General features: G+C 63.9%; 18 protein-coding genes. 14 read left to right on the top strand and 4 right to left on the bottom strand.

The genetic code is table 11. The annotated features are described in order from the left end of the window. Positions 1–10 precede the first annotated feature (10 nt). Positions 11–2,674, bottom strand: a complete 2,664-nt coding sequence (locus KAK11_RS09315) for a zinc-dependent metalloprotease (protein WP_210808553.1) — start codon at positions 2,672–2,674, stop codon at positions 11–13. A gap of 175 nt (positions 2,675–2,849) precedes the next feature. Here KAK11_RS09315 and KAK11_RS09310 point away from each other — a divergent pair, with 175 nt between their 5' ends. The 14 genes from KAK11_RS09310 to KAK11_RS09245 all read left to right on the top strand — a co-directional run bounded on the left by KAK11_RS09310 (position 2,850) and on the right by KAK11_RS09245 (position 17,142). After that, positions 2,850–3,437 (top strand): YqiA/YcfP family alpha/beta fold hydrolase, encoded by a 588-nt coding sequence (locus tag KAK11_RS09310; protein WP_210808551.1) that lies wholly within the window; start codon positions 2,850–2,852, stop codon positions 3,435–3,437. After that, positions 3,434–4,174, top strand: coding sequence for a 3-oxoacyl-ACP reductase FabG (fabG, locus tag KAK11_RS09305; RefSeq protein WP_210808549.1), 741 nt, complete (start codon positions 3,434–3,436; stop codon positions 4,172–4,174). The genes KAK11_RS09310 and fabG overlap by 4 nt, the downstream gene beginning before the upstream one ends. Before the next feature lie 86 nt (positions 4,175–4,260). Continuing rightward, positions 4,261–5,667 carry a hypothetical protein gene (locus KAK11_RS09300; protein ID WP_210808547.1) on the top strand — a complete coding sequence of 469 codons (1,407 nt, stop codon included), beginning with the start codon at positions 4,261–4,263 and terminating at the stop codon, positions 5,665–5,667. Between the two features lie 63 nt (positions 5,668–5,730). Beyond that, positions 5,731–7,782, top strand: coding sequence for a ribonuclease catalytic domain-containing protein (locus KAK11_RS09295; protein WP_210808545.1), 2,052 nt, complete (start codon positions 5,731–5,733; stop codon positions 7,780–7,782). Positions 7,783–7,798: 16 nt separating this feature from the next. Continuing rightward, positions 7,799–8,695 carry an energy transducer TonB family protein gene (locus tag KAK11_RS09290; protein WP_210808543.1) on the top strand — a complete coding sequence of 299 codons (897 nt, stop codon included), beginning with the start codon at positions 7,799–7,801 and terminating at the stop codon, positions 8,693–8,695. A 20-nt stretch (positions 8,696–8,715) separates the two neighbouring features. After that, the gene (gene aroE, locus KAK11_RS09285) at positions 8,716–9,561 is read left to right on the top strand and encodes a shikimate dehydrogenase (protein ID WP_210808541.1); all 846 of its coding nucleotides are present in this window, start codon (positions 8,716–8,718) and stop codon (positions 9,559–9,561) included. Next, the gene (locus KAK11_RS09280; RefSeq protein WP_210808539.1) at positions 9,558–10,361 is read left to right on the top strand and encodes a transglycosylase domain-containing protein; all 804 of its coding nucleotides are present in this window, start codon (positions 9,558–9,560) and stop codon (positions 10,359–10,361) included. Before aroE ends, KAK11_RS09280 begins: the two co-directional genes overlap by 4 nt. Further along, positions 10,358–10,960, top strand: coding sequence for a hypothetical protein (locus KAK11_RS09275; RefSeq protein ID WP_210808537.1), 603 nt, complete (start codon positions 10,358–10,360; stop codon positions 10,958–10,960). Before KAK11_RS09280 ends, KAK11_RS09275 begins: the two co-directional genes overlap by 4 nt. Beyond that, a complete protein-coding gene (locus KAK11_RS09270) occupies positions 10,957–11,511 on the top strand; it encodes a TlpA family protein disulfide reductase (protein ID WP_210808535.1) in 555 nt (184 codons plus the stop codon). The genes KAK11_RS09275 and KAK11_RS09270 overlap by 4 nt, the downstream gene beginning before the upstream one ends. Positions 11,512–11,943: 432 nt before the next feature. Then, on the top strand, positions 11,944–12,399 hold the full coding sequence (gene accB, locus KAK11_RS09265) for an acetyl-CoA carboxylase biotin carboxyl carrier protein (protein ID WP_210808982.1): 456 nt from the start codon (positions 11,944–11,946) through the stop codon (positions 12,397–12,399). Positions 12,400–12,549: 150 nt separating this feature from the next. After that, positions 12,550–13,899, top strand: a complete 1,350-nt coding sequence (accC, locus tag KAK11_RS09260; RefSeq protein WP_210808533.1) for an acetyl-CoA carboxylase biotin carboxylase subunit — start codon at positions 12,550–12,552, stop codon at positions 13,897–13,899. Positions 13,900–13,989: 90 nt separating this feature from the next. After that, complete coding sequence (gene prmA, locus KAK11_RS09255; RefSeq protein ID WP_210808980.1) at positions 13,990–14,892, top strand: 50S ribosomal protein L11 methyltransferase; 903 nt, start codon at positions 13,990–13,992, stop codon at positions 14,890–14,892. An 88-nt stretch (positions 14,893–14,980) separates the two neighbouring features. After that, a complete protein-coding gene (locus tag KAK11_RS09250; protein ID WP_210808979.1) occupies positions 14,981–16,213 on the top strand; it encodes a zinc-ribbon and DUF3426 domain-containing protein in 1,233 nt (410 codons plus the stop codon). 23 nt (positions 16,214–16,236) lie between these two features. Further along, on the top strand, positions 16,237–17,142 hold the full coding sequence (locus KAK11_RS09245) for a carbohydrate kinase family protein (protein WP_210808531.1): 906 nt from the start codon (positions 16,237–16,239) through the stop codon (positions 17,140–17,142). A gap of 22 nt (positions 17,143–17,164) precedes the next feature. Here KAK11_RS09245 and KAK11_RS09240 read toward each other — a convergent pair whose 3' ends face one another. The 3 genes from KAK11_RS09240 to KAK11_RS09230 form a co-directional block, all read right to left on the bottom strand. Continuing rightward, positions 17,165–17,473: a DUF167 domain-containing protein gene (locus KAK11_RS09240; protein WP_310737775.1), complete on the bottom strand. Its 309-nt coding sequence runs from the start codon at positions 17,471–17,473 to the stop codon at positions 17,165–17,167. A gap of 68 nt (positions 17,474–17,541) precedes the next feature. Next, a complete protein-coding gene (locus KAK11_RS09235; protein ID WP_210808527.1) occupies positions 17,542–18,090 on the bottom strand; it encodes a hypothetical protein in 549 nt (182 codons plus the stop codon). 301 nt (positions 18,091–18,391) lie between these two features. After that, positions 18,392–19,642: a ribonucleotide-diphosphate reductase subunit beta gene (locus KAK11_RS09230; RefSeq protein ID WP_210808525.1), complete on the bottom strand. Its 1,251-nt coding sequence runs from the start codon at positions 19,640–19,642 to the stop codon at positions 18,392–18,394. Between the last annotated feature and the right edge of the window lie 152 nt (positions 19,643–19,794).

Below are 19,794 nucleotides of genomic sequence, written 5' to 3'. Positions count from 1 at the left end.
CAGCGCTGCATCAGCTGCGCTGCATGGTGGCGCGCAGGCTTTCGGTCAAGCGACCCAGGCTTTCTTGCAAGTGGGCACGGGTGTCGATGGAGAGACCCGGCTTGCCCAAGGCACCGCGCAGATCAGCTTGCAGCCGCTCGGCGTGCCAGCGCACCAAGCTGACCGCGTCAGCGGGCATGCTGGGGTCGGTGCGGGTCAGCAAGCCTTGCACGCGCTTCAGGTGCTCACGCTGCAAGTTGCGGCGCATGCGGTCCACCTCGCCGCTGCCCTTGAGCTCAGCCCACACCGCGCTTTGCAGCGTGCCATAGACCTCGGCCAGACCCAGCGCATTCTTGCGCTGTGACTCAGCCAGATAGGAGGTCTGATCGAGCACGCGTCGCGCAGTGCCAGACGCCATCAAGCGGTCCAGCGTCCGCGTCTGCAGTTGCAGCACCGTGTCAGGGATGCTGATCGGACCGGCACGGTCCCACTCGACGTAGTCCGGGCCCGCTTGGGCCAAGAACTCTGGGCGGAAGCTGAAGCTGTCCACCTTGAAGAAGGCCTCGGTGATGAACTTCAGCGCTTCACGCTGACGCGCTGGCTCAACAGGCTTGTAGATGGACTGGGTCGGACCGGGCAACTCGCGCACGATGTAGAGGCCACCCACATACTTGCTCACCAGATCCGGCATGACCATCAACTGACGGAAGCCGCTGCTCAAGACGCGGCGCGTGCGCAGCGGGTCATCTCCGGCCTTGGGCGTGCGGGCCTGCACACGCTGCCACAGCTCGCGCGAGAGGTTGAGGCGGCGCTGATACCAGGCCAGCGGGTCATCTCCCAGGTCAAAGCGATTGACCGTCGGGTCCACGCCCGCCGGGCCATCCGCATCGGCGTCATCCGCGAAAGCCAAGGCAGGTTCGGTGCTGCGTGCGGCAATGCGCGCCAATTCCGCCGCTTCGTTCTTGGCGTCGAGAGGCTTGTAGGCGTATTCAATGGCCCAGTAATCGTAGGGGCCTAAGGTGGTGTTGTTGAGCGTGGAAGGGGCCTCACCACGCAGCGAGAGGTTGTAGGCGTTGTAGTCCATCACCGACCCTGAGATACCCCGAGCCTCGGTGAAGGACTTGCTGCGCAATTGCTCGCGCGTGATGGTGGTGGAGGCCTTGAAGTTGTGCTTCAGCCCCAGGGTGTGACCCACCTCGTGCATGATGGTGTCCTTGATGACCTGCTGCACGATGGCCTCGGCCTCCGGGCTGTCCGGCGCCACTTCGCCCCGGGCTTCCAGCAGGTCTAGCGCCATCTGCAACTCACCTGCGGCTTCGTGGGCGTAGTTGCAGGTTTGACCTGCGCGATGGTTGCTCATCAAGGTGGCCAAGCGCTGTTCGCTGCTGGCGGTCAAGTCTTCCACCACCAAGCGGCGCGCACCGCGGCCGAAGACATCGCTCATGCCAATGTCGGCATCCAAGATTTCGCCTGAGCGCGGGTCGGCCTTGGAGGGGCCAATCGCAAAGCCCACATCGGCACCCACAAACCAGCGGATGGAGGCGTGGGTGGCGTCCAGGGTGTCGAAGTCTGCGTCATCGGCTTGCTGCTTGGCCACCACCGCGTTCTTGAAGCCGATCTTCTCGAAGGCCTTGTTCCACTCCAGCACACCGGCTTCAACCGCCGCGCGGTAGCGCACCGGGATGTTGCGATCCAGCCAGTAGGTGATGGGCTTGACGGGCTCGGAGAGCGCAGCCTGCGGGTCTTTCTTTTCCAGGCGCCAGCGGGTGATGTAGTGCACCCGTTGGTTGGGCTTCATGTCACCACTGAAGTCGGTGAAAGACTCGGTGAAGTGGCCGAGGCGAGGATCCGCCAAGCGCGGGGCCATGGCCACCTTGGGCAGCGGTGCGAAGCTGTAGACCACGCCCACAAAAAAGCTGCGTGCATCGGGGGCCGTCTTGGGCGGGGGCGGCATGGGCACCGGGCTGGGTGTCAAGGGTGGTGCCGGCATCTTGGGCGTTGCAAAGTGCATGCGCACGTTCAGCGTGGTCAACTCTGCGTCGGCCCGGGCCTTTTCGATGTTCGAATTGCCGCGGTCCAAGCCATAGGGCAGGCGGAAGGCGTATTCAATGCGGGTGCTGTAGCCCAGGATGTCTGAGAGCAAGAAGCTGGCATCGACCAGCACCGACTTGCGCTCAGGGTGCGGTGCACTGGCCACCGGAGCCGACGCCAGCAGGCTGTCCGAAAACGCCTGCTGCACCGACGCCTTGCTGGCCGCATCATCACCCGCACGGTAGGCCGTGTTGCGGGCCACCAATTGCAGGGTGTTGCCCACGCGGCGGAACTGCGCCACCCAATCCGGGCCCATCTGGCTGGCATAAAGACCGCGCTCGCCCACCGACTGGCTGACGTTGGCGGTGAACATCAGGTCTTGGCCCATCACCGCTTCGGGGATCTCGAGCCACACCTTGTCATCTTTGCGCCAGACCGGCAGATAACCGTCCTGCTGCTTGGCATCTTTGATCACGTCGGCAAACGGCTTGGGTGCGGTCGGGTCGGCGGGCGGCTTGGCCGCTGGTGCGGCGCCCGATGCGGCCGCCGCCGGGGGCGCGGGCGGCTTCTGCGCCCAAGCGCTGCTGGCGGCAGCCCACATCAAAGAAGCGGCCAAGGCCGTCAAGGCCAGAGAGCCAGGGCGAGACAAAGTGTGTTGTGGCATGACTGAAAAATGCTGGAACAAACAACAAACCCGCCAGATCCGTGGCGGGTTCAAACCAGACAGGGCGCTGGATGAGCGCCACTGGGCGAAGTCTCCGGGGGGACTGCGCGCTGCCTCGACTGTGCGTCAGGCCTCGCCTGGCGTCAATCCGGAATCCCTCCCTTAAACTGAGTGCATGGCACTGACCCATCTGTTGTACCTGCACGGCTTTCGCTCCTCGCCCCGCTCAGCCAAAGCCCAAATCGTGGCGCGATGGCTGGCGCAACACCACCCGGCGTTGACCTTGTGGCTGCCTCAGCTGCCGCCCTCTCCGGCAGAGGCCATGCAGTTGATTCGCCGCGGTGTAGCGGCCTGGCCGACCGGCAGCATGGCCGTCATGGGCAGCTCGCTGGGCGGTTTTTATGCCACGGTGCTGGCCGAAGAGCGCGGTTGCCGGGCCGTGGTGCTGAACCCGGCCATCCACCCTGAGCGCGACTTGGCCCAGCACATCGGCCACCACACCCATTGGCACGACCCCGCCACGGCCTTTGATTTCTTGCCGCAGCATGTCGACGAGTTGACCGCGCTGCAGCCCGCCGCGCTGGCCGAGCCCGGGCGCTATGCCGCCGTCATCGCCAAGGGTGATGAACTGCTGGATTGGCGTGAAATGAGCGCGCGCTATCAAGGCGCCCACCTGCGCTTGCTCGAGGGCGGCGACCACGCCCTCTCCGACTTTGAAGATCACCTGCCTTTTGTCATGAACTTTCTGGATCTGACCGCATGAGACTCGCCCACAAGATTGCCATCGTCACCGGCGCCGCCCAAGGCATTGGCCTAGCTACCGCCTTGAAGTTTGCCCGCGAGGGTGCCGTGGTCATCGTCTGCGACCGCCAAGCCGAGGCCGTGGCTGCTGCCGTAGACCAATGCCGCGCCCTGGGCGCCCAAGCCCAAGGCCACACCGTCGATGTGACCCAGCGCGATCAAGTGGACGCCATGGTGGCGGCCGTCAAGGCCCAGCACGGCCGCATTGATGTGCTGGTCAATAACGCCGGCATCACGCGCGACGCCCGCTTGCAAAAGATGACGCTGGAGCAGTTTGATGCCGTCATCGACGTCAATTTGCGCGGCGTGTTCCATTGCGCCCAGGCTGTGGCGGACACCATGGTGCTGCAAGGCAGCGGCGTGATCTTGAACGCCTCCAGCGTGGTGGGGATTTACGGCAACTTTGGCCAAACCAACTATGCCGCGGCCAAGTTCGGCGTCATCGGCTTCACCAAAACTTGGAGCCGCGAGTTAGGCCCCAAAGGCGTGCGGGTCAACGCCGTGGCGCCGGGTTTTGTCGAAACCCCCATCCTCTCGACCATCCCCGACAAAGTGCTGCAAGAAATGTGCGCCGAGGTGCCCCTGCGCCGCTTGGGCCAGCCCGAGGAGATCGCCAACGTGTATGCCTTCCTCGCCAGCGACGAAGCCAGCTATGTGAACGGCGCGGTGATCGAGGTGTCTGGCGGTCTGACGGTTTGACACACGTCCCCCTAGGTCGGGGCTGGATCAGCATTACCGGCTAGGGCATGATGCCTCAGTGCAATTTGCACATTTAAGGAGGCCTCATGCGCAACCCATCCCGCCCCACACTGACGAAACTGACCTTGGGCTTGGGCCTGTGCTGTGCCGCGGTTGCTGCGAGCGCCCAAACCCTGGTGCTGGATTTGGTCGATGCCAATGCCAGCCCCATCACCGTGAATGCGCAAGGGCACATCCTGGGCTATCAGCAAAGCTGGCCCTGCGGCAACCCCACGCTGTGCGCACCTCAGACCTTGCCTGCCGTGTGGCGGGATGGACAGGCCTTGCGCTTGCCGACTCAAGTGGGGCTTTCTGCAGCACCGGCTGCACTCTCGCCCAGCGGCATGGCGGTGGGCTCGCTGACCGACTATGGCTCCACCGCCAAAGCGGTGGTCTGGCAGTTCAATGGCACCAGCTACGGCATTCAAGAATTGGGGCAACTGGGCTTGGCCCAGTCTGCTGCGACAGCGGTCGACCAGCAAGAGCGCGTGATCGGCTATGCGCTGACGCCCATGGTCAGCACCAAGCCTTTTGTGTGGACCGCGGCCAGCGGCATGACGGACTTGAGCACCCAAGGCTATCCCGCCAGCCGTCCCTGGCGTATCAGCCCGCAAGGCTGGGTGGTGGCCGATGCCCATCGCTACCGCTTGGGCGACCCCAGCACGGTCACCAGCTTGCCCGTGCCACCCACCGGCTACCGCGCCCCCACGGGGCAGTCGCTACGCATCAATGACAGTGGCGACTTGGCAGGCGTGCTCTTGACCACCTCATCGTCCAGCAATCTGGGCGGCATGCACCGCTGGCTGGACGCCAGCCAGCAATGGCAAGCGCTGGGGGGAGCATTGCCCCTGCGCAATGTGGGCGTCAGCAGCCTGGAAGCCGATGCCACCGTCTTGGGCACGGGGCTGGGTGGCGCCATCCTGGCACAAGGCCCCAGCGGCCAACCCCAGGCGCTGCAGGAGCGGCTCTCAACGGCTTACACCTCGGTGGGTCTGGTTTCCACGGCAGGACGTGATGCCCAAGGTCGTCATGTGGTTGCCGTCACCCTGGGCACAGTGACCCGGCTGGCCCGCGCGGTCGAAACCGGTCCCTGCACGGGCGCTTGCTTGCGAGTCGGCCCCTTGAGCATCAGCGGCACCTTCATCAGTGACCCCGCAGCGCCAGGCTCTTGCACCCCAAAGGCACGCCAAAAAGTCCAGACCGTCGCGACGGTGACCGACGCAGCAGGCAACCCTCAATCCGCAGTCACGGTCAAAGGCCGCTATCTGGACAGCTATGGCCTGAGCCAAACCGTGACGGGCAAGACCAATACCCAAGGTCAGGTGACCCTCAGCCACAGCGGGCCAGCCTGCCGTGGCACCATCACCTTGCTGGTGGAGTCGGCCACCAAGAAACAATGGCGCTTTGACCGCACCGTTGGCTCGCTCAATGCCAGTGTCATCCCCCTGCCCTGAGCGGTGATGCATCACACCCTGTTTCGAGAATGAGGGACACCAATCGGCGACAATCCGCCGGTGATGTATGCCCTCTACGATGACGCTGGCAAATTCCTGGCCGGCCGTGTGATGTCCGAAGCCGACAGCTCGATGCAAATCGAGCTGGATTCCGGCAAGCGCGTCAAAGTGAAAACCGCGAATGTGCTGCTGCGCTTTGACAAGCCCGCACCCGCGGCGCTGATCGCTGCTGCGCAAGCGCTGGCACCCGAGATCGACCTGGACTTGGCGTGGGAGTTCGCCCCTGAGGGCGAGTTCGGCTTTGCGGACCTGGCGCGCGAGTACTTCTCAGCCCAAGCCTCGGTCGAGCAGCAGGCCGCGGCACTGTTCCGTTTGTTTGAAGCGCCGCATTACTTCCGCCGTGCCGGCAAGGGCCAATTCAAAAAGGCGCCGGAAGACATCGTCAAGGCCGCTTTGTTGGCCATTGAGCGCAAAAAGCAGCAGGCGCTGGAAATCGAAGCCTGGGCCCAAGAGCTGGTGGAAGGCCGCTGCCCGGCGGCTGTCACCGAGCAGCTCTACAAGATTTTGTTCAAGCCCGACAAAAACGGGCCGGAGTACAAGGCCGTGGTGGAGGCCGCACGCCGCAGCCAGCGCGCGCCGCTGGATCTGCTCAAAGACGCCGGCGCCATCACCAGCCCCTACCAGTTCCACTGGCGGCGCTTTTTGTTCGAAGTCTTCCCCAAAGGCCATCGCTTTGCGGCCTGGGAAGCCCCGCCCATCACCGACGAGCTGCCCTTGGCTGCGGTGCAAGCCTTCTCGATTGATGACTCTCAGACCACCGAGATCGACGACGCTTTGTCAGTCACTGGTTTGGGCAGCGGCACCATCACGTTTGGCGTGCACATCGCCGCGCCGGGCCTGGCCCTGCTGCCCGACTCGCCGCTGGACAAAGTGGCGCGCGAGCGGCTCTCTACCGTCTATATGCCGGGTGGCAAGATCACCATGCTGCCCGACGCCGTGGTGCAGGCCTACACCCTGATTGAGGGGCGCGACTGCCCGGCCGTCAGCCTGTATGTGCGCCTAGATGAAGCCACGCTGGCCATCCAAGGCAGTGAAACCCGCCTGGAGCGGGTGCCTATTGCTGCCAACTTGCGCCACGACAAGCTGGACGCCTTCGTCACCGAGGCCTCGCTGAGTGGCGAGGCGCCGGCCGACTATCCCTTCGCCACCGAATTGGCGTTTTGCCACCGCCTGGCCAAGCACCTGAAGGCGGCGCGCGAGGTGGTGCGCGGCAAGCCCGAGTTGTTCAACCGGCCGGACTACAGCTTCAAGCTGGAACGCGCCGACGGCAGCAGCCCCGACGAGCCCCAAGGCGACGAAACGGTGCGCATCAGCGAGCGCCGCCGTGGTGCGCCGCTGGATTTAATCGTCTCCGAAGCCATGATTCTGGCCAACAGCACCTGGGGCGGTTGGCTGGGCGAGTTGGGCGTGCCCGGCATCTACCGCAGCCAGGCCAGCCTGGCGCCAGGCGTCAAGGTGCGCATGGGCGTGAAGCCCGCGCCCCATGCCGGCATGGGTGTGTCGCAATACACCTGGGCCACCTCGCCACTGCGCCGCTATGTGGACTTGGTCAACCAATGGCAGATCATTGCCTGCGCCCGCCATGGCAACACAGCAGCGCTGGCCGCGCCCTTCAAGCCCAAGGACGCGATGCTGTTTTCCATCATCTCGGGCTTTGATGGAGCCTACTCGGCCTACAACAGCTTCCAGTCTGGCATTGAGCGTTATTGGACGATGCGCTGGCTGGAGCAAAACGGGGTGACTGAGCTGGATGCGGCTGTGATGAAAGAAGGCCTGGTGCGGGCCGACACCCTGCCCCTGGTCTTCAGAGCCCTGGGCTGCGAGCCCCTGCCGCGTGGCACGCGGGTGCGGGTGCGCATCACGGGCTTGGACTTGCTGACCTTGGAGGTCCACGCCAGCTTGGTCACGGCCTTGGAGGACACGGTCTCCTCCGCGCCAGAGGGCAGTGAGGACGACGGCGACGACGAGGCCGCCCCCGAAGGCTTGGCCTTGGCCATTGCAGTGGACGAGCCCGCCGGCGACGCCGAAGCCGCACCGCCTGCCAACACCCCTTGAGAGGCCGCAACCGACCATGTCTCGTCTTCGTGCTGCCTTCTCGAACGTGACGCCCATGTCCGTGGCGGTGGTGTTGTCTGCGCTGGTTCACATCGCCCTATTGACCGTGCGCTTTGTCGACCCCGAGCGCTTCAATCGCATCTTCCAGGACACCCCCATGGAGGTGATTCTGGTCAATGCCCGCAGCGAAGAGGCGCTCAATAGCAAGGCGCAGGCGATTGCCCAAGCCACGCTGGCCGGCGGAGGCGAGGCCGAGCAAGGCCGCGCCACCTCGCCCTTGCCGCCGTCCATGGTTGAGCAGTTTGGCGATGCGGCGGAAGACGCGCACCAGCGCCAGATCGACCAGATGCAAGATGTGCAGCAGCAACTGCTGGCGCAGATCCGACGCGAAGTGGCCCTGCTGCCGCCACCCGACCCGATGCGGCCCCTGCCCACGCCCGAAGAAAGCCAGCGCGAAGAGCGCCGCCGCCAGATGCTGCGCATGCTCGCCGAGATCGAAAAGCGCATCAATGAAGAAAACGCGCGCCCCAAAAAGCGCTACATCAGCCCCGCCACCCGTGAAGAGGTCTACGCCGTCTATTACGACAATCTGCGGCGCAAGATCGAAGACCGAGGCACACGCGACTTCCCGACCTATCAGGGCCAGAAGCTATATGGTGAGTTAACGATGAACATCACCATCAACGCGGCGGGCGATGTCATTGAGGCCGAGATCATCCGTCCGGCCAAGTCCAAGCATCTCAATCGCCATGCCATGGCCATCGTCCACGCGGCAGGCCCCTTTGGCGCCTTCAGCCCCGCGATGCGCAGCCAGGCGGATGAGATTGTGGTGACCTCGCGCTTCCGCTTCACTGCCAATGAGGGCCTGGAGACCTCGCTGAGTGCGGGCAACTCGGGCCGCCCCGCACCGTGAACACGCCAGAGACTGAGACGATGGACCGCTATGCCGTGCTCGGCAACCCCGTGGCGCACAGCCGCTCGCCTTGGATTCATGCGGCCTTTGCCCGGGCCACGCAGCAGACCCTGAGCTATGAGCGCGTGCTTGCCCCCCTGGACGACTTTGTGGGCACGGTCAGGCGCTTCGCTGCCGAAGGCGGCGCAGGCTGCAACATCACCGTGCCCTTCAAATTCGAGGCCTTTGCCTTGTGCCCGCGCCAGAGTGAGCGCGCGCAGTTGGCGCAGGCGGCCAACACCTTGCGCTTTGACGCGGAAGGCTGGTGGGCGGACAACACCGATGGCGTGGGCTTGGTGCGCGACATCGAGGTGCACGGCCAGCGCCCGTTGGCCGGTGCACGCGTCTTGCTGATTGGTGCCGGCGGTGCGGCCGCGGGCGTGCTGGGGCCGCTGATTGCCGCCCGGCCTGCGGCACTGCGCGTGGTCAACCGCAGCCCGGACAAAGCGCAAGCGCTGATCCACAGCCACCAAGCTTGGGGCGAAGAGCACGGCGTGAGCCTGAGCCAGGGTGGCTTGAGCGATGTGGAAGACGCCTATGACGTGGTCATCAACGGCAGCGCCAGCAGCTTGAGCGGTGGCGCCATCCCCGTCCCCGACCGCGTGCTGGCACCGGGCAGCCTGGCCGTGGACATGATGTACGGCCCTGCCGCCCAGCCGTTTTTGGATTGGGCACGCGCACAAGGCGCTCTGGCCCGTGACGGCCTGGGCATGCTGGTGGAGCAGGCCGCTGAAGCCTTTTGGGTATGGCGGGGCGTGCGGCCCGAAACGGCGCCGATCCTGGCCGATTTACGTGCTGCCGTGAGCGCCCCTGCGCCGCAGCCATGAGCAGCGCGCGCACTTCCCATCCCGTCTGGGCACACCTGGGCCGCTTATTGGCCCTGGTTTTGATCTGTGCGCTGAGCTTGCAACTCTGGTTCTTGCTGCGCATCGCCGCCATGGCCGTCATCGACCCGGCCTCCACCAGTTTCCAGCGCAGCGAAGCGGTGCGGCTGCTGGGCGAAGCGGACGAGTTCCGTTGGAGCCAGGAATGGGTGCCCGCAGATCAGCTCTCCAAACACCTGCGCCGCGCGGTGATCGCCAGCGAAGACGCTGGTTTTGTCGACCACCCCGGCGTGGAGTGGGACGCGATCGAGGCAGCCCTTTCACGCAACGAGAAGGCGGAAGCCCGGGCTGAGCGCCTGCAAGCCCAGCAAGCCAAACGTGCAGCGCAAGCCGCTGCCAAAGGGGGCACTGCACCTGCCAAGAAGATTGAAGCCAAGGTGGTGGGGGGCTCCACCATCACCCAGCAGTTGGCCAAAAACCTCTTTTTGTCGGGTGAGCGCACCTTGGCCCGCAAGGGCCAAGAGATGCTGCTGGCTTTTATGCTGGAGGGCCTGCTCGACAAACAGCGCATCCTGACCCTCTACTTGAACCATGTGGAGTTCGGGGCCGGCATCTTTGGCGCGGAGGCGGCCAGCCAGCACTACTACCGCAGCTCCGCAGCCAAGGTCTCAGCCGAGCAAGCCGCCCGCCTGGCCGTGATGCTCCCCGCCCCCAAGTTGCGCCAGCGCCAACCTTATTCTGCCTATATGAATGGCCGAACTGCGACCATCGTGGCCCGCATGTCATCGGTGGAGCTGCCATGAGTGAACAAACCTCCTTGGAGATCGCCGCCCAAGCCGCCCGACTGGTGGTGGAAGAAGGCATGGACTATGCGGCCGCCAAGCGCAAAGCCGCGCGCGACCTGGGCCGCCGCCAAGGCCGCAGCGCTGAGTTGCCCAGCAACGAGGCCGTCGAAGACGAGGTCTGGGACTATCTGCGTCTGTTCTGTGCCGACACCCAGCCCGCTGAGTTGCACCACCTGCGCGAGCTGGCTGCCGTTTGGATGGAACGCCTGGAGGCGTTCCGGCCGCATCTGGGCGGCGCCGTTTGGCGGGGCACCGCCACCCGCCTGTCGGCCGTCCTCATTGACCTGTATGTGGACGATCCGAAGGCCGCCGAGATTGCCTTCCTCAATGCCGGCGTCGATGTCGACAGCCACGGCGGCGAGGCCGACGATGGCTTGGGCGTGTTGACCGTGGCCGAGTTCAGCCGCGCGCTGAACGACACCGTGACCCTGCATTTCATCATCCACGATCATGACGAGTTGCGTGGCGCCTTGAAACCCGACAGCCGTGGCCGCAGTTGGCGAGGCGATTTGCCCGCCCTGCGCCGCCTGCTGAGCAACCCGGAGACCGCTCCATGACCGACACCTCTTCTCCCCCTGAATCCCCTGCCGCTCGCCGAGGCGTGCTGGTGGGCGCGGGGCTGCTGGCCCTCTTGGGCGGCATCGGCCTGGCGTGGCGTCGCTACCAGTTGGAAGCCGCATCGCCCGAAGCTGCCGACTTGGTGTGGCGACAAGAAGTGCTCACGCCCAACGGGGCCAAGATGCCCCTGGTCAGCCTGCGTGGGCGGCCTTTGCTGATCAACTTCTGGGCCACCTGGTGCCCGCCGTGCGTCAAAGAAATGCCCGAACTGGATGCCTTTGCCAAGGCCCACAGTGGCCAAGGCTGGCAGGTCCTGGGCTTGGCCGTTGATCAACAAGAGGCCGTCAAGCAGTTCTTGACCCAGACGCCCGTCAGCTTCCCGATCGGCATCGTGGGCGTGGATGGCCTGAGCTTGGTGCGCGCTTTGGGCAACCCCAGTGGCGGCTTGCCCTTCTCGGTTTTGTTCGACGCGCGCGGCCAGATCGTGCAGCAAAAAATGGGCGCCACCACGGCCGCCGAATTGACGCAATGGGCCGCTGCGATCCGCTGACGGCTTGCGGCGACCCCGGCCCACAGCCTGACGCCGCGCACGCCCCAAGCGGCCGCACCGGTCAGGCCGGCAATCAAGGCCCCATCACATTTTTCAGCAAGGAAGTAGTCATCTTCCTCCAAAACGCGTAAAGTTCGCCCCTTTCAATTCGAACTGACTTCAATTTCTCTCTCTTGCGCTCGGTCAACAATGCCGCAAGCACACACAGGGCACCTGGAGAGTAGATAGCATTTGCCGCCCGATAGGCGCAAAATGCGAAAGATTGATCGCAACTTAACTGAAAGCTCGTGCTTGCCCGGCTCACCTGAGCCACCACCCCTGCGCTGGCGCAACCCGCACCAGAATGTCGTCCTGAACAGCCTCTATCGGGCTGCCAAGGATGCCGCAGAGGCTGGCGAGTGCCGCTTTATTCACCCTGGAGAAGTCAACGCCATGGATCTGCGTAAGCTCAAGACCCTCATCGACCTGGTCTCTGAATCCAATATCTCGGAGCTCGAGATCACCGAGAACGAAGGCAAGGTTCGCATCGTGAAGTCGGCTGGCGCCCCCGTGCTGATGGCCGCACCAGCAGCCCTGGCGCCCGCTCCGGTCGCTGCCGCAGCACCTGTGGCAGAGGCCGCCCCTGCGGCACCCGCCCCGGCCGCCGAGCCCACCGGTCATGTCGTGAAGTCGCCCATGGTCGGCACCTACTACACCGCCGCCACCCCAGGCGCGAAGCCCTTCGTCAGCGTGGGCAGCGCCGTCAAGGAAGGCGAGGCCTTGTGCATCATCGAAGCCATGAAGATCATGAATGAGATCGAGGCTGATTGCTCGGGCACCGTGACCAAGATCCTGGTCGAGAACGGTCAGGCGGTGGAGTTCGGACAGCCGCTGTTCATCATCGAATAAGCGGCCCACGCCCATGTTTAAGAAAACTCTCATTGCGAACCGAGGCGCTCGAGCCACCGGCTCGGGGGTGCACTCATATGCGCCTGCGCATGTGAGCGTCACACCAAATGGCCCGGCGCGCGAAGCGTGCTGCGATTGAGCCGAGGCACTATGTTCAAGAAAATTCTCATTGCGAACCGAGGCGAGATCGCTCTGCGCATTCAGCGTGCCTGTAAAGAGATGGGCATCAAAGCGGTGGTGGTCTACTCTGAAGCCGACCGCGAAGCCAAGTACGTCAAGCTGGCCGAAGAGGCCGTCTGCATTGGCCCAGCGCCGTCGGGCTTAAGCTACCTCAATATGCCGGCCATCATCGCCACGGCTGAGGTCACGGATGCGGAAGCCATCCACCCTGGCTATGGTTTCTTGTCGGAAAACGCCGACTTCGCCGAGCGGGTGCAGCAAAGCGGCTTTGTCTTCATTGGCCCCACCCCGGAATCCATCCGACTGATGGGCGACAAGGTCTCGGCCAAGCAAGCCATGATCAAGTCCGGCGTGCCTTGCGTGCCAGGCTCTGAAGGTGCCCTGCCCGAAGACCCCAAGGAGATCATCAAGATCGCCCGCAGCATCGGCTATCCCGTCATCATCAAGGCGGCCGGCGGTGGTGGTGGTCGCGGCATGCGCGTGGTGCACACGGAAGCGGCGCTGATCAATGCGGTGCAGATGACGCGCTCCGAAGCGGGCGCCGCCTTTGGCAACCCGCAGGTCTATATGGAAAAGTTTCTGGAGAACCCACGCCATGTGGAGATCCAGATCCTGGCCGACGAGCACCGCAATGCGGTCTGGCTGGGCGAGCGTGACTGCTCCATGCAACGTCGCCACCAAAAGATCATTGAGGAAGCGCCAGCGCCTGGCATTCCCCGTCGCGTGATCGAAAAGATTGGCGACCGCTGCGCTGCGGCCTGCAAGAAGATCGGCTATCGCGGCGCAGGCACCTTCGAGTTCCTCTTTGAAAACGGCGAGTTCTACTTCATCGAGATGAACACCCGCGTGCAGGTGGAACACCCCGTGACGGAGATGGTGACCGGCATCGACATCGTGCAGATGCAGATCCGCGTAGCCGCCGGCGAGAAGCTGCCTTTCAGCCAACGCCAAATCGAGATGCGTGGGCACGCCATCGAGTGCCGCATCAACGCCGAAGACCCGTACAAGTTCGTGCCCTCGCCCGGCCGCATCAGCACATGGCACGCGCCCGGCGGCCCGGGGGTGCGCGTGGACTCGCACGCCTACACCAACTACTTCGTGCCCCCGAACTACGACAGCATGATCGGCAAGATCATCTGCCATGGCGACACCCGCGAGCAGGCCCTGGCCCGTATGCGCACCGCCCTGTCGGAGACGGTGGTGGAAGGCATTCAAACCAACATCCCGCTGCACCGCGAGCTGATGGCCGATGCCAAGTTTGTGCTGGGCGGCACCAGCATCCATTACCTGGAAGGCTGGCTCAGCCAACACCGCCGCTGAAAGCCACGCGCGACAAGCCTTTGGCCCACACGGGCGAAGGGCCTGTCGTGGCGTCGCCCCATGCCCTTAGCCGAGATCTCGCCTGTGCCGATGTTTGAACTGCTGTTGACCGCGCCCCAAAGTTTGGTGGAGCCCGTCTCTGAAGCCCTGATGAATGAATTGGAGGCTTTGTCCGTGTCGGTGGAAGACGCCGATGCCGACACCGAGGCTGAGCACGCCTTGTTTGGGGAGCCCGGCATGCCGCCACCGCGCGCAGGCTGGGACCGCTCGACCTTGAAAGCACTGTTCCAAACCGAGGCGCAGGCTGAAGAGGCTGCGACCTTGCTCCTGGCCCAAGAGTGGGCCCAAGGCTTGGGTGTGCAAGCCCTCAGTGCGGTGGTGGAACAGGACTGGGTGCGCCTGACGCAGTCGCAGTTCTCGCCGGTGGCCATCACGCCGGAGTTTTGGATTGTGCCCACCTGGCATGAGGTGCCCGAGGAGGCCCGCGCGGTGATTCGCTTGGACCCCGGCTTGGCCTTTGGCACCGGCACCCACCCCACCACGCGCATGTGCTTGAACTGGATCGCCCAACAAGCCCCTGCGCTGTCGTCAAGCTGGCATCGCGTGCTGGACTACGGCTGCGGTTCGGGCATTCTGGCCATTGGGGCGGGCTTGCATGGCGGTCAGCACATCGATGCCGTGGACATCGACCCCGCCGCTGTGGAGTCCTCGGCGCTGAATGCCCAGGCCAACGGTGTCACCTTGAACGTCGGCCTGCCCGACCTGGCACAAGGCGAGTACCCCCTGGTGCTGGCCAACATCTTGGCCATCCCCTTGAAGTTGCTGGCACCAGTGCTCTGCGGCCATGTGGCGGAGGGCGGGCACTTGGTGCTGGCCGGCATTTTGGAGCGGCAGGCGGCCGAGTTGCAGCAAGCTTATGCGCCGTGGATCGCTCTGGAAGTGAGCAACACCGACGACGGTTGGATCCTGATGACGGGCCAACGTCGCGCCTGATGCGCACCGTCTTCCGATGCAAGGCGTTGTTACGCCTTGCCTGGCGTCCCTCGCAGAGACACCATCTGGGCATGGCATCATTCAGCGCATGAGTCTGGCCACGCGCTGCCCTGCTTGCAGCACCACATTCAAGGTCGTCCAAGACCAGTTGAAAATTTCCGAAGGCTGGGTCCGCTGCGGCCACTGCCAGGAGGTCTTCAACGCGCTGCACTCTTTGTTTGATCTGCACCCCCCGGTGCCTGAGCAGCCGCCTGAGACACCGCTTCGGCAACGGCCCAGCCCTTTCACCGATGTCGATCTGGCCGAGCCCTCCATCGCGGTGAGTGCGCCGGCCATGGCCGAGCCTGCACCGCAAGACGTGGCGCTGACCACGGGCGCGCCGCCGCAGACGGAGGTCACCTGGGATTTCGAGAGCGCACGGCCCATTCCCACCGATGAGCCCCTGCCCGTCCCTGAAGTTACCGTGGAGGACGAGGCCGACACGCTAACGCCGCCCTTGCAGTTTGCGGGCATCCCGCAAGAGGCACCGGCTCCACCCGCCTTGGCGGTGGCCAGCGAAGAGCCTCCCCATGCTCGCGCCCCTGCGCCTGCAGAGCCGCCGCAGGCGTCTTCTTATGTGGACACCGCCCCCTCGGTGTTCGCCGAGCAAGACGCCAACGCGCCGCAAGCGGAAGAAGCCGCAGAAGCCCTGCCCAAGCGGCGGCGCAGCAAGCGACGTGAGCGCAGTCGGGCCGACGGCGCAGAGCCACGCAACAGCACCCTCAAGGACCCGAGTGATCCTCGCAGTCGCCGACGCAAACGTCGCCGCAAGCCGGAGTTCATGCGCAGCGTGGAGCGCGCTGCCCATTGGGAACGCCCGGGTGTGCGCGCTGTTTTGGGCGCCGCTTCGGCCGCGCTGAGCCTGCTCTTGCTGCTGCAAGTGATGCTGCATTGGCGGGACGACCTGTCGGCCAAATGGCCCATCACAGCCCCCGTCCTTCAGGCCTCGTGCCAAGTGTTGGGGTGCAAGGTGTCACCGCCACGCGCCTTGGAGCGCATCGTGCTGGACCAAAGCCAGTTGACACGCACCGCCTACCCTGAGACTTTGCGCTTTACGGCAGATCTTCATAACACCGCTAACCATGCGGTGAGACTCCCCGCTTTGGAGTTGCTGTTCAGCGATAGCAATGGCCAGACGCTGGTCCGCAAGGTCATCTTGCCTGAGGATCTCAAGCCCGTCCCTGCGGCCATCGACGCCGATGGCGTTTGGCATGTAGACACCTTGCTCAAGGTCGGCTCACTGAAAGTGGCCAGCTTTTCAACAGAGCTTTTTTACCCCTAACCGAGCGGCGTAGCCGACACATCATGGCCTGTCTTGTCTCCGGCTCTTTGGCTTTCGACACCATCACCAGTTTCCCCGGCCGCTTTGCGGACCAGATCCTGCCTGAGCAAGTTCACATCCTGAACGTCTCTTTTCTGGTGCCCACCTTGCGCCGGGAATGGGGCGGCTGCGCCGGCAACATCGCCTACACCTTGCAGGCCCTGGGCGGACAAGCCGTGGTGGCCGCAGCCTTGGGCAATGATGGGGCGGAATATCTGGCCCGCATGCAGGGTCTGGGCATCGACACAAGGGCGGTGCTGACAGTGGCAGACAGCTACACCGCACAGGCCATGATCATCACCGATGCAGACAACAATCAGATCACGGCCTTTCACCCGGGGGCCATGCAATATGCCCATGAGATCAATCTGCCTGCACGCTCAGACATTCGCCTGGCCTTGATCGGACCCGATGGCCGCGACGCCATGCTGCGTCGTGCCCAAGACCTCTCGGCAGCCGGCATTCCTTTCGTCTTTGACCCAGGCCAAGGCCTGCCGATGTTCAATGGCGAGGAGTTGCGCCAGTTCATCGCGCTGGCCACTTGGGTGGCCGTCAATGACTACGAAGGCAAGATGCTTTGCGATCGCACGGGCCTGTCACTCGAGGCGCTGTCCACCTCTCACCTTAAAGGGGTGCTGGTGACCTTGGGCGCACAGGGCTGTGATGTGTGGGAGCAAGGCCAGCGCACGCATGTGCCGGGCGTTTCGGCCACCGAAGTGCTGGACCCGACCGGGTGTGGCGATGCCTTCCGTGGCGCCTTGCTGTTTGGGCTGGAGCAAGGCTGGCCCCTCGCGCGCTGCGTGGCGCTGGGCAACCAATTAGGCGCGCTGAAGATCGCCTGTCGCGGCGGCCAAAACCACCATGTGGATCGCGCCGCGCTGGGCCTTTAACAGCTTGGCTTGAGCCACTCGCTCAAGCCAGGCCCAAGCCGCCCAACCAAGCCGCAACCACGGCCTCTGGCGCGTCGATTTGAATTTGCTTGCGGCGGCTGGTGAGGCCACGCAGCAATTGCACGTCGCGCCTTGGCAAGCCCAGCGATTGGGCCAACCACGCCACGATCTCGTCATTCGCTTTGCCATCGACCGGTGGCGCAGCCAAGCGCAGGCGCAGGGCGCCGTCGTGCAAGCCCACCACCTCGGTGCGCTTAGCGCCGGGGACCGCGCTGAGGTCGAGCACGCAGAACGTGCCGCTGGTTCGCAAGCATGGGAAAGAAGGGCTCACGGCGTGGAGACGATCTGGGCAGAAAAAAGCCCGGCCGAAGCCGGGCATTTCAAGGGCGCTGGCGCGCCTTAGGGCTTGTTGCCCGTCGGGAAGGGCCAAGCAGCAGCCGGGCTCAATGCGGTCTTGGCAGCCGATGCAGCAGGCGCAGGGGCAGGCTTGGAAGCGGCAGGCTTCTTAGCAGCAGCCTTCTTGGCAGGTGCTGCGGCCTTGGTGGCCTTCTTAGCAGGAGCCGCCTTAGCGACCTTAGCAGGCGCAGCCTTCTTAGGTGCAGCCTTTGCAGGCGCAGCCTTCTTGGCTGGTGCAGCCTTCTTAGGTGCAGCCTTGGCAGGAGCTGCCTTCTTGGCCGGTGCAGCCTTCTTAGGAGCAGCCTTGGCCGGAGCCGCCTTCTTTGCAGGCGCAGCCTTCTTGGCCGGTGCAGCCTTCTTAGCCGGTGCAGCCTTCTTCGCAGGAGCAGCCTTCTTAGCCGGTGCAGCCTTCTTCGCAGGCGCAGCCTTCTTAGCCGGTGCAGCCTTCTTTGCAGGAGCAGCCTTCTTCGCAGGTGCAGCCTTCTTCACAGCGGCAGCCTTCTTTGCAGGTGCAGCCTTCTTGGCCGGAGCGGCCTTCTTCGCAGTTGCCATGTCAAAACTCCTTGATCAAGTTACGAAACACACCAGCCTGCTCGATACAGACCGGCGATCCACCGCACCTGGGTGTTCCCGGCAGGTTCACTCCTACTCGGGCGCCCCCGATGCGGTGAATGGGGGCTGGCCCGTGGCGCTGGTTCTGTTGCCAGCGCTCGACTCGGGCCGAGGATCTTGATCTCTCACACTGAGAGGGAGGACATCTCGCGTGCCTGCGAGTTGGCCGCCCGCCTTCAACCTGATCAGGCTGAAGGCATTGCGCCGTTGAACAACGCGCCGATGCGCGCTGCCCTCAGGATCAATCCCAGCTCAAAGCGCCACCGGATTGGTACTCGATGACGCGGGTCTCAAAAAAGTTACGTTCCTTCTTCAGGTCAATCATTTCACTCATCCATGGGAACGGGTTTTCCTCGTTCGGGAAGAGCGGCTCCAAACCAATTTGGGTGGCACGCCGATTGGCGATGTAGCGCAGATAGCCCTTGAACATGGAGGCGTTCAGGCCCAACACGCCGCGCGGCATGGTGTCTTCAGCGTAGCGATACTCCAGCTCAACCGCCTTCTCGAACAGCGCCTTGATCTCGGCCTTGAAGCTGGCCGTCCACAGGTGCGGGTTCTCAAGCTTGATCTGATTGATCAGGTCGATGCCGAAATTGCAGTGCATGGACTCGTCGCGCAAGATGTACTGGTACTGCTCCGCCGCACCCGTCATCTTGTTCTGGCGCCCCAGCGCCAGGATCTGCGTAAAGCCTACATAGAAGAACAAACCTTCCATCAGGCACGCAAAGACGATCAGCGACTTCAACAAGGTCTGGTCAGTCTCGGGCGTGCCCGTGGTGAAGTGCGGATCCATGATCGCGTCAATGAACGGGATCAGGAACTCGTCCTTGTCGCGGATGGACTGCACCTCATGGTAAGCGTTGAAGATCTCGCTCTCATCCAGGCCCAGCGACTCGACGATGTACTGGTAGGCGTGGGTGTGGATGGCCTCTTCAAAGGCTTGACGCAGCAGGAACTGGCGCGCCTCAGGGGCAGTGATGTGGCGATAGGTGCCCAGCACGATGTTGTTAGCCGCCAGCGAATCGGCCGTCACGAAGAAGCCGAGGTTGCGCTTGATGATGCGGCGCTCGTCTTCGCTCAAACCGTTGGGGTCCTTCCAAGTCGCGATGTCACGCGACATGTTCACCTCTTGGGGCATCCAGTGATTGGCACAGGTCGCCAGGTATTTCTCCCAGGCCCACTTGTACTTGAACGGCACCAACTGGTTGACGTCGGTCTGGCCGTTGATGATGCGCTTGTCGGCGGCATTCACGCGGCGCGTACTGCTGGCCACCACCGACACTGCGGCGGCTGGTGCGGCAACCACAGGCGCAGCCGGCACGATGGCCGCTGGTGCTACAGGTACGGATTGGAGAGCGGGTGTCGCAGTGGCGGCAACAGGCGCCGACGGTGCCGCTGGCCGCGTGCTCAGGGTGGACCCGGTGACGGGTTCTGGCGCGCTGCGATGAACAGGTGTTGACGGAGTACGTGTGTCGTCTTCCCAGACCAGCATGTGCGTGTTTCCTATGGCTGTGAATTATCGGAGTGTTGTGTCGAAACACCAAGCACTTCTTGACTTTGAATCAATGTCGATGTTGCAGGCTTGCATCGCTTTATCAGCATCACAAGCACTGCATCATCAAATCATCCGCACAATTTGTGCGT

Source organism: Ideonella paludis (genome assembly GCF_018069865.1).
Classification (GTDB): domain Bacteria; phylum Pseudomonadota; class Gammaproteobacteria; order Burkholderiales; family Burkholderiaceae_C; genus Ideonella; species Ideonella paludis.
The sequence above is the reverse complement of the archived record's forward strand: the minus strand, read 5'-3'. Positions and strand labels throughout refer to the sequence as shown.